The organism is Dyadobacter fanqingshengii, from assembly GCF_023822005.2.
Taxonomy (GTDB): domain Bacteria; phylum Bacteroidota; class Bacteroidia; order Cytophagales; family Spirosomataceae; genus Dyadobacter; species Dyadobacter fanqingshengii.
In genome coordinates this window covers 5,059,200-5,072,958 of sequence record NZ_CP098806.1, presented here as the reverse complement: position 1 = coordinate 5,072,958, position 13,759 = coordinate 5,059,200, and the positions used below count along the sequence as shown (strand labels likewise).

Below are 13,759 nucleotides of genomic sequence, written 5' to 3'. Positions count from 1 at the left end.
GGTGAATTGATTGGGTTCGGAAATATTTGTTACTTATGCAGAAACCGAAGTTACAAAAAATGTCATATGTATGGTGACTATTAGCAACTTAAAGTTAAATCGCTTATTAGAATAAGTCCATAAGTGCTACATTCAAATGTTTATGCTTCGCCGCCCGGGCCTCCAAAACTGATTGGAAAATTGAAAGACGGCTCGTTATCCTGCGTGCTTTGAATGGGTCCGTATTGATCCTCGTATTTTTGAATGTTGTCCATCAGCGCTGATATCAGGCGTTTTGCATGTTCCGGTGTGATGATGATTCGCGCTTTCACTTTTGCGCGCGGAACACCGGGCATCAAGCGAATAAAATCAAGGATGAATTCGCTGTTTGAATGCGCGATCATGGCCAGATTCGAGTAAACCCCTTCTGCCATTTCTTCTGATAATTCTACGTTAATCTGTTGTTCTGTTTCTTTATTGTCGTCTTCCATCGGTTGGTTTTTATGAGTGCCGAGGCGTTTGGCAGCAATTGATTATCTCTGCGGAAATTACTAAAAATTAGTGTTAATACAGCAAAGAGCCGGTTCCACTTGCGCAGAACCGGCTCTTTTATTTTTTATTCAATTGATCTAAACCAATTCCTTTTTCTTACGTGAAAGTTTTTCACGGGAATCAGTTAAGGCATCGAATTCTTCTTTTGATCCAACGATCAGGCTTTCGTATTGGCGCATTCCTGTTCCGGCTGGGATCAAGTGACCTACGATCACGTTTTCTTTCAAGCCTTTCAGTTCGTCGCGTTTTCCACGAACAGCTGCTTCGCTCAATACTTTGGTTGTTTCCTGGAACGAAGCCGCAGAAACGAAACTTTCAGTACCCAATGAAGCTTGTGTGATACCCATCAAAGTAGGTTTCGCAACAGCCGCCTGCGCATCACGCGCAGTAACCAGTTTCAAGTCACGACGTTTCAAGCTTGAATTTTCATCACGCAAACGACGCACTGAAATGATCATACCCGGTTTCAATGTTTCAGAGCTACCAGGCTCTTCAACTACCTTCATATCCAGGATCTTATCATTTTCTTCACGGAATACAACGCGGTCAACCGGTTGCATTTCAAGGAAGTTGGTATCACCTGCATCCAGGATCTCTACCTTCTGCATCATTTGGCGTACGATACATTCGATATGCTTATCGTTGATCTTCACACCTTGCAGACGGTATACTTCCTGAATTTCATTTACCAGATATTCCTGAACCGCTGTTGGTCCTTTGATTGAAAGAATATCAGCTGGCGTGATCGCGCCGTCAGACAATGGATCTCCCGCTCTTACGAAGTCACCATCCTGAACCAGAATGTGTTTCGAAAGGGCAACCATGTAACGACGTTGCGTTCCGTCCCTTGATTCGATGTGAATTTCACGGTTACCGCGTTTCACACCTCCATAAGCAACTACACCATCAATTTCAGAAACTGTTGCTGGGTTAGACGGGTTACGTGCTTCGAAAAGTTCAGTTACACGTGGCAAACCTCCCGTAATGTCGCGCGTTTTACCAACAACACGTGGGATTTTAGCCAATGGCTGACCTGCTTTGATAGCCGTTCCATTTTTCACCACCAAACGGGCTCCTACTGGTAAGTTATATCCTTTTTCAGTTTGATCTTTCAACAACGTGCTCTTACCTTTTACCACTAATGCAGGGTTTTTGGTCTTATCACGTGTTTCAATGATCACTGACTCCTGGAATCCAGTTTGCTCATCAAATTCTTCACGATATGTAATGCCTTCTTCAATTGCATCGAAAGAAACTGTTCCGGTGAATTCTGAAAGAATTACTGCGTGATATGGATCCCAAGTACAAAGTTCTTGTCCTTTCAGAACCTTCTCTCCATCTTTTACCAAAAGGTGTGCTCCATAAGGAACATTGTTCGAGATCAGCAACTGGCCTGTTTCAGGATTTGTAATTTTCACCTCTCCTGAACGACCCATTACTACGGTTACTTCATCGCCTTCTGAGTTAACAGACTGAACAAGACGAAGATCTTCAAAACCGATCACACCGTCGAATTTCGCCTTGATGTTTGCTTCAACAGAAATGTTGGAAGCTGTACCACCGACGTGGAATGTACGAAGTGTCAACTGCGTTCCTGGCTCACCGATTGACTGCGAGGCAATTACACCCACAGCTTCACCAATGTTAACCATATAAGCAGAAGCAAGTGAACGTCCGTAGCATTTCGCACAAACACCATTACGCGTTTCGCAAGTCAATACCGAACGAATTTCAACCGTTTCAATGCTCGTTTCGTCAATGTATGAAGCGATTTCTTCTGTAATTTCCTGACCAGAAGCCAAGATCATTTCATTAGAAAGCGGGTCAAATACATCGTGAACACTTACACGACCAAGAATACGCTCAGAAAGCGGCTCAACGATATCTTCATTGTCTTTCAAAGCAGAAATCGCAATTCCACGAAGTGATCCGCAATCTGTTTCAATAACAACCACATCCTGCGCAACATCATGCAAACGACGTGTCAGGTAACCCGCATCGGCCGTTTTCAAGGCTGTATCGGCAAGACCTTTACGTGCACCGTGTGTTGAGATAAAGTATTCAAGAACGTCCAAACCTTCTTTAAAGTTAGAAAGGATTGGGTTTTCGATAATTTCACCTGCACCACCCGCGATGTTTTTCTGAGGCTTGGCCATAAGTCCCCTCATTCCACCCAGCTGACGGATCTGCTCGCGCGAACCACGTGCACCTGAGTGCATCATCATATAAATTGAGTTAAATCCGCCTTGGTCTGTTTCCAGTTGCTTCATCAACGTCTCTGTAATGCGTGAGTTAACACGTGTCCAGATATCAATAACTTGGTTATAACGCTCGTTTTCAGTGATAAGACCCATCAAGTAGTTGCTCCAAACGTTTTCCACGTCCAGTTTCGCTTGCTCGATCAGTTTCACTTTTTCGTCTGGCACCATTACGTCGTTCAATCCCATTGACAAACCGCCCTTGAAGGCCATTTGGAAACCAAGTTCTTTGATTTCATCCAGGAACTGAGCTGTACGTGCAACACCAGCCAGTTTGAATACAAGACCAATGATCTGCTGCAATTTCTTCTTAGTCAGCAACTCATTAATGTAACCTACTTCCTCAGGAACAGCCTGATTGAAAAGGATACGTCCTGCAACAGTGTCAATCAATTTAGTTTCAAATGTTCCGTCGTCGTTACGAACACGCAGACGGCATTTGATATTGGCATGTTTTGAAACTTTGCCTTCGTTGATTGCAATGATCACTTCGTCCGGACCGTAGAAAATCATTCCTTCTCCAATAATCGGATAATGGTCTGTGCTCACGCGGCCTTTAGTAACATAATACAGACCCAAAACCATGTCTTGTGACGGAACCGTAATCGGTGCGCCATTCGCAGGGTTAAGAATGTTATGTGACGAAAGCATCAACATGGAAGCTTCCAAAACAGCTTCTTGACCCAATGGCACGTGAACGGCCATCTGGTCACCGTCAAAGTCAGCGTTGAATGCAGTACAAACCAATGGGTGCAACTGAATCGCTTTTCCTTCAATCAGCTTAGGCTGGAATGCTTGAATACCCAAACGGTGCAATGTTGGAGCACGGTTTAAGAGAACAGGGTGTCCTTTCAAAACGTTTTCCAAAATATCCCAGATCACAGGATCTTTACGATCTACGATTTTCTTAGCTGATTTTACAGTTTTAACAATTCCACGTTCGATCAGTTTGCGAATAATGAACGGCTTGAATAATTCTGCCGCCATATCTTTTGGCAAACCGCATTCGTGCAGTTTCAATTCAGGTCCAACGACGATTACAGAACGACCAGAATAATCGACACGCTTACCAAGCAAGTTTTGACGGAAACGCCCTTGCTTACCTTTCAGCATGTCAGAAAGTGATTTCAATGCACGGTTACCTTCTGAACGCACCGCGTTTACTTTACGGCTGTTATCGAAAAGCGAATCAACCGCTTCCTGCAACATCCTTTTTTCGTTACGCAAAATCACCTCAGGTGCTTTGATCTCGATCAGACGCTTCAAACGGTTGTTCCGAATGATCACACGACGATAAAGGTCATTCAAATCGGAAGTCGCAAAACGACCACCATCCAAAGGCACAAGCGGACGAAGTTCTGGTGGAATAACCGGAACCATCTTGATCACCATCCACTCAGGACGGTTTTCAATCCGTGTATTTGCATCACGGAATGCTTCAACAACTTTCAGACGCTTTAATGCTTCTGCTTTACGTTGCTGCGAAGTGTCCGTTGCTGCCTGGTGACGAAGTTCGTATGAAAGCTCATCCAGTTTGATCCGGTTCAAAAGCATTTCAAGCGCATCCGCACCCATTCTTGCGATAAACTTATTCGGATCCGCATCCGGAAGCATTTGGTTTTCGCGTGGCAACTTGTCGATGATATCCAGATATTCATCTTCGGTCAAGAAGTCAAGATAGCCAACGCCATCTTCTTCCTTGATACCAGCTTGAACAACTGCATATCGCTCATAATAAATAATTTGATCCAATTTCTTGGTCGATAATCCCAACAGGTAACCGATTTTGTTCGGCAAGCTGCGGAAATACCAGATATGTGCAACTGGAACAACCAGTTCAATGTGGCCCATACGCTCACGACGCACCTTTTTCTCGGTAACCTCTACACCGCAACGGTCGCAGATAATTCCTTTGTAACGGATACGTTTGTATTTCCCACAATGACATTCCCAGTCCTTCACAGGTCCGAAGATTCTTTCGCAGAATAATCCGCCCATCTCCGGCTTGTAAGTCCGGTAGTTGATGGTTTCAGGCTGGGTTACTTCACCGAATGAGCTCTCAAGGATAGACTCAGGTGAAGCCAGACTGATCGTCATTCTGGAAAAATCACTATTCAGTTTTTTGTTCTTTTTGAAAGACATAATTAAAAAGTCGTTTGTCTAAAAGTTGATTTCATTAATGGCGCGGCTTCCCGCGCCAACGACTAAATATTAGTCCAGCGTAATCTCCAATGCTAATCCACGAAGCTCGTGAACAAGTACGTTGAATGACTCCGGAATATTTGGTTTCGGAAGGTTTTCACCTTTCACGATTGCTTCGTATGCTTTGGCGCGGCCAACCACGTCATCGGATTTAACAGTAAGGATTTCCTGAAGAATGTGAGATGCTCCAAACGCTTCAAGCGCCCAAACTTCCATTTCTCCAAAACGCTGACCTCCGAATTGTGCTTTACCACCCAATGGTTGCTGTGTAATGAGCGAGTATGGCCCAATAGAACGCGCGTGCATTTTATCGTCAACCAAGTGACCCAGTTTCATCATGTACATCAAACCAACTGTAATCTGCTGATCAAAGCGCTCTCCGCTCAAACCATTATATAGGAATGTACGTCCCCAATCTGGCAATCCAGCTTCTTTCAACTCAGCCGCAACTTCTGCTTCCGTAGCTCCATCGAAGATCGGAGTAGCATAGCGACGACCTAGTTTCAAACCTGCCCAAGCAAGAATGGTTTCATATATCTGACCAATGTTCATACGTGAAGGCACCCCAAGTGGGTTCAACACGATATCCATTGGCGTTCCGTCTTCAAGGAATGGCATATCTTCATCACGAACAATACGGGCAACAACCCCTTTGTTACCGTGACGACCTGCCATTTTATCCCCAACTTTCAATTTACGTTTCTTAGCAATGTATACTTTTGCCAATTTTACGATTCCAGCTGGAAGCTCATCACCTACTTCAAGCGCAAAACGATCGCGTTTGAAACGGCCCATCAATTCACTGCGGGCGTTCAGGTAATTTTTCAAAACCAATGAAACTTGCAAGTTGGTTTCTGAATCCTCAGTCCAGGAATCTGTCAACACGTCACCGATCAAGTTAACTTCTTCGGCAACTGCATATTGAGATTCATCGCGGTAAGGGTTGTTTGCAGGGAAGAGGTTCTCAGAGATATTTCTCACATTGAACTTCATTCCTTTGCTTACCAATTCATCACCAAACTTGTGTTTAACACCCTGGCTCGTTTTACCGTCAACCAATGCAACCAGTTTCTCAATGATACGTCCACGAAGCGCAGTAAGCTCACGGCCGTATTTTTTCATTAATAGACGAAGTTCGTCTTTGTGTTTAGCACGCTCTTCTTTGGTTGGGCGAGAGAAAAGTTTAGTATCAATAACCACACCTTTCATCGATGGCGGCGCTTTTTTCGAAGCATCCTTCACATCACCGGCTTTATCACCAAAGATCGCACGAAGCAGTTTTTCTTCCGGAGTTGGATCTGATTCTCCTTTTGGAGTGATCTTCCCAATTAAAATATCTCCTTCTTTTACTTCCGTACCAACTTGAACGATTCCGTTTTCATCCAGATTCTTTACCGTTTCTTCACTTACGTTTGGAATTTCAGCAGTAAGTTCTTCTTCTCCACGTTTCGTATCACGCACTTCCAATTCAAATTCTTCAATGTGAATAGAAGTGAAGATATCCTCACGAACCACTTTCTCTGAGATTACAATCGCATCCTCAAAGTTGTATCCCTGCCAAGGCATGAATGCAACCAATAAGTTACGGCCCAAAGCAAGTTCACCACCTTCTGTTCCATATCCCTGGCACAATGCTTCACCTTTTTTCACCTTTTGGCCTTTAAGAACCATTGGTTGAAGGTTAAGGCAAGTGTCCTGGTTGGTACGACGGAATTTAACCAGATCGTAAGAAACGCTGTCTTCAATAAAGCTTACAAGGCGTTCGTCATCTGTTCTGTCGTATTTAACAACAATTTTCTTCGCATCAACAAACTCAATTACACCGTCGCCTTCTGCAACAACCAATGCTCTTGAATCCATTGCAACACGCTTTTCAAGGCCCGTTCCAACGATAGGCGCTTGTGGGCGCAACAAAGGAACACCTTGGCGCTGCATGTTCGATCCCATCAAAGCACGGTTGGCATCATCGTGTTCCAGGAATGGAATCAATGAAGCGGCAACGGAAACAATCTGGTTCGCAGCAACGTCCATAAACGACGCTTGTGAAGGATCTACCATCGGGAAATCACCTTCGAAACGCGTTTTAATTTTTTCTACCGTAAAGTTTCCTTCTTTATCCACCGAAGCATTAGCTTGGGCGATGTATTTGGAATCTTCTTCTTCGGCAGTCATATATATAAGCTCGTTCGTCAGCTTACCAGCGCCATCGATTACGCGATAAGGTGTTTCGATAAAGCCCATTCCATTTACTTTTGCAAAAACGCAAAGGGATGAAATCAAACCAATGTTCGGTCCTTCCGGAGTTTCAATCGTACAAAGACGACCGTAGTGCGTGTAGTGAACGTCACGAACCTCGAAACCAGCTCTTTCGCGAGAAAGACCACCCGGCCCAAGTGCAGACATTCTACGCTTGTGCGTAATCTCAGCCAATGGATTGGTTTGATCCATGAACTGCGACAATTGGTTAGTACCAAAGAATGAGTTGATCACAGAAGACAAAGTCCGCGCATTGATCAAATCAACAGGCTTAAAGTCTTCATTATCACGAACATTCATACGCTCTTTAATTGTACGCGCCATACGTGCAAGACCTACACCAAACTGAGCATAAAGCTGCTCGCCAACTGTACGCACACGACGGTTTGACAAGTGGTCAATATCATCGACAACGGCTTTTGCATTGATCAGACCGATCAGATACTTCACGATAGAAACGATATCACCGGTTGTCAGAACGCGAACGTCCAAACTTGTGTCAGAACCTAGTTTTTTGTTGATCCTGTAACGGCCAACATCACCAAGGTCGTAACGTTTGTCACTGAAGAACAAGCTCTGGATTACATCGCGAGCCGTTTGTTCGTCCGGTGCCTCAGCATTACGCAATTGGCGGTAAATTTGCTCAACTGCCTCTTTATCAGAGTTTGAGCTATCTTTTTGTAACGTGTTATAAATGATATTATAATCCGCAACATTCATATCCTCTTTGTGCAAAATCACAGACTTCTGTCCGGATTCTACAATCACTTCGATATCCTCTGGGGAAATGGTTGAGTCACGTTCCAGCAAAACTTCGTTACGCTGGATAGAAACAACCTCGCCCGTATCTTCATCCACGAAATCCTCAGTCCATGTACGAAGAACCCTTGCAGCCAAACGGCGGCCTACTGCTTTTTTCAAGTTTGCAGGCGTTGCACTGATTTCTTCTGACAGACCGAACAGGTCAAGAATATCTTTATCTGAACCAAAACCGATGGCTCTCAAAAGTGTTGTAACAGGGAATTTTTTCTTACGGTCGATGTACGCGTACATCACATTGTTAACATCCGTCGAGAATTCAATCCAAGAACCTTTGAAAGGAATAATACGCGCAGAGTACAATTTAGAACCGTTGGTGTGCTTGCTCATGGAGAAGAACACACCTGGTGAGCGGTGAAGTTGTGAAACGATAACGCGCTCTGCACCATTAATTACGAAAGAACCTCTTTCGGTCATGTAAGGAATGTTTCCTAAGAAAACTTCCTGCTCAATGGTTTCAAATTCTTCATGATCAGCATCATTACATATCAAACGTAATTTTGCTTTCAACGGCACTGCATAAGTCAGTCCGCGATCAATGGATTCATCGACAGAATATTTCGGTGGTTCAAGAAGATAATCGATGAACTCCAGCACGAAATTGTCGCGTGAATCGGCAATAGGAAAGTTTTCTGCGAAAACTTTGTACAATCCTTCTCCCGAACGATCTTCAACCGATGTATCAAGACTGAAGAAATCCCGGAATGATTGAACCTGGATTCCTAGCAAATCTGGATAATCGATAATCTGATTGATCCTGGAAAAATTCTTTCTAGGTGTTGCTTTAATTGTAGCCAAGGCTATGTCTGATTTTGGTTAGTAGAAAAACTAATGCGCCGAAGAAAACTTTACGCAACGCAATCGTAATAATTAGTTTTAAACCTAATCTTTTGCCTCGTAGAGATAAATAATTGCCCCTATTCTCCTTTCCTACGAGTAAAGAAGTGTTTCGCGCAAATTATTTGAAAAGAAGAATGATAGATCCGGATAAAAATTTGGGCTATCTAAATTCAAACGTAAAAAACTCGTTTTTCGTTTGGTGTATGCATAAATAGGAAAAAGACCTGACGTAAATCAGGCCTCATTCCTTCGAATTATAGGCTATTGGTATAAAGCAAATTACTTCACTTCAACTTCTGCACCAGCTTCTTCAAGTTGTTTTTTCAAAGCCTCAGCTTCGTCTTTTGCAACTCCTTCTTTAACAGGTTTTGGAGCACCGTCAACAAGTTCTTTTGCTTCTTTCAAGCCAAGACCTGTAAGGTCTTTAACCAATTTCACAACAGCAAGTTTGCTTTGACCGGCTGCTTTCAAGATTACATCAAAAGATGTTTTCTCCTCAGCTGCAGGAGCATCTGAACCACCGCCAGCAGCAGGACCTGCTACCATAACTGCACCAGCAGCTGCAGGCTCAATGCCGTATTCGTCCTTAAGAATTGTAGCCAATTCGTTCACTTCTTTAACCGTAAGGTTAACAAGCTGTTCTGCGAAAGCTTTCAAATCTGCCATTTTTATTTAGATTTTTTGATTATACAATAAGATGATTTTAAAAGCTCCATTTTTTTTCCCGGAGAGCTCAGCCTGGCTATTAATATTTAGTCTTCTTTCTCAGACAAGGTTTTCAAAATACCAGCCAATTTGTTTCCACCGCTTTGAAGAGCGCCGATAACATTTTTAGCAGGTGATTGCAACAATCCGATAATCTCTCCAATCATTTCTTGTTTTGATTTCAGAGCGATCAGAACGTCAAGCTGGCTTTCACCAACGAAAACAGATGAATCAACAGAAGCTCCTTTAAATTTAAGCTTGTCGGTACCTGATTTCTTCTTGAATTCTTTAATCAATTGTGCAGGAACCTTACCTGACTCCGGGTGAAACATAACTCCGGACATTCCTTTTAAAACTTCGTCAAAAGAAGAATAATCCGTATCTAATGTTTCTAGTGCTTTTCTTATCAATGTATTCTTAACAACACGATACTCCACGCCACGTTCGAAGCAAAGGCCTCTTAGTGTATTAACTTCGCCTACGGACATGCCGCTTGCATTTGTTATATAGAAGTATGGGGTGCTAGCGAATTTTTGACTCAATTCGTCTATAATTACTGCTTTCTCTTCCCGTGTCATATTATAATCCTGGAATCGTGTTTTTATCAATAGTAACACCCGGGCTCATCGTACTTGACAAGTGAATGCTTTTTACGTAAGTTCCTTTTGCCGATGATGGTTTAAGGCGAACCAGAGTATTGATAACTTCCGTAGCATTTTGTACAAGCTGTTCGTTTCCAAAAGAAACTTTACCAACACTTGCGTGAATGATTCCTGTTTTGTCAACTTTGAAATCAATCTTACCTGCTTTTACTTCCTTCACAGCTTTCGCTACGTCCGGAGTTACCGTTCCTGATTTAGGGTTTGGCATCAATCCGCGAGGACCTAAAACCTTACCTAACCGTCCCACTTTTGCCATCACACTCGGCATTGTGATAATTACGTCGATGTCTGTCCAACCTTGTTCAATCTTTTGGATATACTCATCAAGGCCAACATAATCCGCTCCTGCTTCTTTCGCTTCTGCCTCCTTATCGGGAGTACACAAAACCAATACACGAACTTCTTTTCCGGTTCCGTGTGGCAATGTTACCACGCCACGTACCATTTGATCAGCTTTACGTGGATCCACGCCCAGACGGACATCGATATCCACGGAAGAATCAAATTTGGTATAAGAAATCGTCTTAAGTACGTCCGCTGCTTGCTCAAGAGAGTAAACTTGATTTGCGTCGAATTTCGAAAGAGCTTCTTTTTGCTTTTTGGTTAATTTTCCCATGTTCTTTGTTTCTTTCAGCGTATAAATATTTTTACGCTCAGTTGTTTTCTTCCCACGGGGCCTTGCCTGCAACAGTAATACCCATACTACGAGCCGTTCCCGCTATCATCTTCATAGCAGAATCAATTGTAAAGCAGTTTAAGTCAGGCATCTTAGTTTCAGCGATCGTACGAACCTGATCCCATGATACCGAACCTACTTTCAAACGGTTTGGCTGAGCCGAACCTGTCTTTACTTTTGATGCTTCCAGAAGCAGAATCGCGGCCGGGGGGGTCTTAATGACGAAGTCAAAAGACTTATCCTTATAGTAAGTAATAACTACCGGCAATACCACACCCATTTTATCCTGGGTACGGCCATTGAATTGCTTGCAAAACTCCATGATATTCAAACCCTTCGAACCCAATGCAGGACCGATAGGAGGTGAAGGATTGGCTTGGCCACCTTTTACCTGTAGTTTGACGTATCCACCTATTTCTTTTGCCATTGTTTTTGTAATTTTCGGTTCATTGATCGCTTAACGGCTTATATGCAAGTGGAAGCTTACCCTGCCCATTATGCTTTCAACTATCCTTTTCGACTTGTGCGTAACTGAGTTCCACGGGTGTATTACGCCCGAATATTTTTACAACTACATTGAGTTTTTTCTTCTCATCAAATACTTCTTCAACCACTCCGATAAAGCCGCTGAAAGGACCGTCAACGACTTTGACCGTTTCCCCTCTGATAAACGACATGCTTGGTGCTTCTTCGTGCTGCTCAGCCTCGTCTACCTTACCTAAGATCCTGTTGATCTCAGATTGACGAAGTGGCACAGGAACTTTTGAATTACCTTCTGCATTTCCGAGGAAGCCTATAACACCAGGAATACTGGTAATTATGTGAAGAACTTCTCCTTTAGATAAATCAGCCGAAATGATTATGTATCCAGGAAAAAAGTTTTTTTCCCTAACACGTTTCTTTCCGTTACGCATTTCATATATCTTCTCAGAAGGTATCAGAATCTGCGGAACGAATTCATTAAGTTTCTGCCGTGTTATTTCATTTTCAATGTAGGACTTGATTTTTTTCTCTTGTCCAGACACTGCTCTCAATACAAACCAATTTAGACTACTCATACCATTCCGGGGGTTGCCACTATAATAAAAATAGCCTTAAAAAGACTGATAAAACAGATTCAGTGCATTTTCAAAGACAAAATCCATTACGCCTACTACAAAGGCGAAAATAAGGGAACCAACAAGTACCAATGTTGTATTGGCCTGAAGCTCGTTAAAAGGAGGCCATGTCACATGTTCTGTGATTTCTTCCCAGGAAGCTTTCAAAAAAGAAGTAAATTTTTCCATTTGTCCTTTTATTATGCACGGGTGGAGAGATTCGAACTCCCATCAACGGTTTTGGAGACCGCTATTCTACCCTTGAACTACACCCGTTTATCTAACGACCCGTACTTTCGGGCTGCAAAGATACGATTTAATTATAAAAAACAAGTGCATCTCATAGGAAATGCACTTGTTTTAGTATTACAATCTTGATTAGTCAAGAATTTCAGTTACCTGACCAGCACCTACGGTACGTCCACCTTCACGAATCGCGAAACGAAGACCTTTTTCCATAGCAATCTTGTTGATCAATTTCACATCAATTGTGATGTTATCACCAGGCATAACCATTTCTACACCAGCTGGAAGAGAAATTTCACCTGTTACGTCCGTGGTACGGAAGTAAAACTGAGGACGGTATTTGTTAAAGAATGGAGTGTGACGTCCACCTTCTTCTTTCGAAAGTACATAAACCTCGCCTTTGAAAGCAGCATGAGGCTTAACTGAACCTGGCTTGCAGATTACCATTCCACGACGGATATCTTCTTTGTTGATACCACGAAGCAAAAGTCCTACGTTGTCACCAGCTTCTCCACGGTCAAGGATCTTACGGAACATCTCAACACCAGTTACTACTGATTTAAGACCTTCTGCACCCATTCCAAGGATATCAACTGCTTCACCTGAGTTGATTACACCTCTTTCAATACGACCAGTTGCAACAGTACCACGACCAGTGATCGAGAATACGTCTTCAACAGGCATAAGGAAAGGAAGGTCAGTCATACGTGGAGGAATTGGAATGTAGCTGTCAACAGCGTCCATCAATTCTTCGATCGTTTTAACCCATTTTTCTTCTCCATTCAAACCACCCAAAGCAGAACCTTGGATAACTGGGATGTTGTCTCCATCGTAATCGTAGAAGCTCAAAAGCTCACGGATTTCCATTTCAACAAGTTCAAGAAGTTCTGGATCATCAACCATATCCACTTTATTCATGAACACAACAAGCTGAGGAACACCAACCTGGCGAGCCAAAAGAATGTGCTCACGTGTTTGTGGCATTGGTCCATCAGTAGCAGCAACTACGATGATAGCGCCGTCCATCTGGGCAGCACCAGTTACCATGTTCTTTACATAATCCGCGTGACCTGGACAGTCAACGTGAGCATAGTGACGGTTTGCTGTCGAATACTCAACGTGGGATGTGTTAATCGTGATACCACGCTCTTTCTCTTCAGGAGCATTATCAATTGATGAGAAATCGCGAAGTACTGCTAAACCCTTCTTTGCCAACACAGTTGTGATAGCAGCGGTAAGGGTAGTTTTACCGTGGTCAACGTGCCCGATAGTACCAATATTTACGTGGGGTTTCGAGCGGTCAAACGTCTCTTTTGCCATGACTTAAGTACGCTTAAAATTAAAAGTTACAATTTATTAAACACTAATGATTGATCCTGTTTAGCTTACACTAGCCAAGCACTCCAAAATCAATTTAACTAAATACAAGGATCAAAATCTTTTCCGAGCTTTTGAGGGGATTTGAAC

10 protein-coding genes and 1 tRNA gene are annotated in these 13,759 nt (G+C 43.0%); all 11 read right to left on the bottom strand.

Translation table 11 applies throughout. The features are described 5' to 3' along the window. Positions 1 to 140: 140 nt before the first annotated feature. On the bottom strand, positions 141 to 470 hold the full coding sequence (locus NFI81_RS21260) for a DUF3467 domain-containing protein (RefSeq protein ID WP_234615124.1): 330 nt from the start codon (positions 468 to 470) through the stop codon (positions 141 to 143). Positions 471 to 608: 138 nt separating this feature from the next. Continuing rightward, a complete protein-coding gene (gene rpoC / locus NFI81_RS21255) occupies positions 609 to 4,931 on the bottom strand; it encodes a DNA-directed RNA polymerase subunit beta' (RefSeq protein ID WP_234615125.1) in 4,323 nt (1,440 codons plus the stop codon). Between the two features lie 69 nt (positions 4,932 to 5,000). Next, the gene (rpoB, locus tag NFI81_RS21250) at positions 5,001 to 8,864 is read right to left on the bottom strand and encodes a DNA-directed RNA polymerase subunit beta (RefSeq protein ID WP_234615126.1); all 3,864 of its coding nucleotides are present in this window, start codon (positions 8,862 to 8,864) and stop codon (positions 5,001 to 5,003) included. Between the two features lie 321 nt (positions 8,865 to 9,185). After that, on the bottom strand, positions 9,186 to 9,572 hold the full coding sequence (gene rplL / locus NFI81_RS21245) for a 50S ribosomal protein L7/L12 (RefSeq protein ID WP_234615127.1): 387 nt from the start codon (positions 9,570 to 9,572) through the stop codon (positions 9,186 to 9,188). 86 nt (positions 9,573 to 9,658) lie between these two features. Then, positions 9,659 to 10,189 (bottom strand): 50S ribosomal protein L10, encoded by a 531-nt coding sequence (gene rplJ, locus NFI81_RS21240; protein WP_234615128.1) that lies wholly within the window; start codon positions 10,187 to 10,189, stop codon positions 9,659 to 9,661. A 1-nt stretch (position 10,190) separates the two neighbouring features. Then, a complete protein-coding gene (gene rplA / locus NFI81_RS21235; RefSeq protein ID WP_026631778.1) occupies positions 10,191 to 10,889 on the bottom strand; it encodes a 50S ribosomal protein L1 in 699 nt (232 codons plus the stop codon). A 37-nt stretch (positions 10,890 to 10,926) separates the two neighbouring features. Beyond that, a complete protein-coding gene (gene rplK, locus NFI81_RS21230) occupies positions 10,927 to 11,376 on the bottom strand; it encodes a 50S ribosomal protein L11 (protein ID WP_026631777.1) in 450 nt (149 codons plus the stop codon). Between the two features lie 76 nt (positions 11,377 to 11,452). Continuing rightward, a complete protein-coding gene (gene nusG, locus NFI81_RS21225; protein ID WP_082216648.1) occupies positions 11,453 to 12,007 on the bottom strand; it encodes a transcription termination/antitermination protein NusG in 555 nt (184 codons plus the stop codon). 36 nt (positions 12,008 to 12,043) lie between these two features. After that, positions 12,044 to 12,235: a preprotein translocase subunit SecE gene (secE, locus tag NFI81_RS21220; protein ID WP_234615129.1), complete on the bottom strand. Its 192-nt coding sequence runs from the start codon at positions 12,233 to 12,235 to the stop codon at positions 12,044 to 12,046. Between the two features lie 16 nt (positions 12,236 to 12,251). Next, a tRNA-Trp gene (locus tag NFI81_RS21215) sits at positions 12,252 to 12,322 on the bottom strand. 102 nt (positions 12,323 to 12,424) lie between these two features. Then, positions 12,425 to 13,612, bottom strand: coding sequence for an elongation factor Tu (gene tuf, locus NFI81_RS21210; protein ID WP_026631774.1), 1,188 nt, complete (start codon positions 13,610 to 13,612; stop codon positions 12,425 to 12,427). Positions 13,613 to 13,759: the final 147 nt, after the last annotated feature.

Excerpts from the sequence above, each read along its gene's own strand:
- rplL (WP_234615127.1), bottom strand. The coding sequence starts at position 9,572 with ATGGCAGATTTGAAAGCTTTCGCAGAACAGCTTGTTAACCTTACGGTT.
- rpoC (WP_234615125.1), bottom strand. The coding sequence starts at position 4,931 with ATGTCTTTCAAAAAGAACAAAAAACTGAATAGTGATTTTTCCAGAATG.
- rplK (WP_026631777.1), bottom strand. The coding sequence starts at position 11,376 with ATGGCAAAAGAAATAGGTGGATACGTCAAACTACAGGTAAAAGGTGGC.
- rplJ (WP_234615128.1), bottom strand. The coding sequence starts at position 10,189 with ATGACACGGGAAGAGAAAGCAGTAATTATAGACGAATTGAGTCAAAAA.
- nusG (WP_082216648.1), bottom strand. The coding sequence starts at position 12,007 with ATGAGTAGTCTAAATTGGTTTGTATTGAGAGCAGTGTCTGGACAAGAG.
- secE (WP_234615129.1), bottom strand. The coding sequence starts at position 12,235 with ATGGAAAAATTTACTTCTTTTTTGAAAGCTTCCTGGGAAGAAATCACA.
- rplA (WP_026631778.1), bottom strand. The coding sequence starts at position 10,889 with ATGGGAAAATTAACCAAAAAGCAAAAAGAAGCTCTTTCGAAATTCGAC.
- NFI81_RS21260 (WP_234615124.1), bottom strand. The coding sequence starts at position 470 with ATGGAAGACGACAATAAAGAAACAGAACAACAGATTAACGTAGAATTA.
- tuf (WP_026631774.1), bottom strand. The coding sequence starts at position 13,612 with ATGGCAAAAGAGACGTTTGACCGCTCGAAACCCCACGTAAATATTGGT.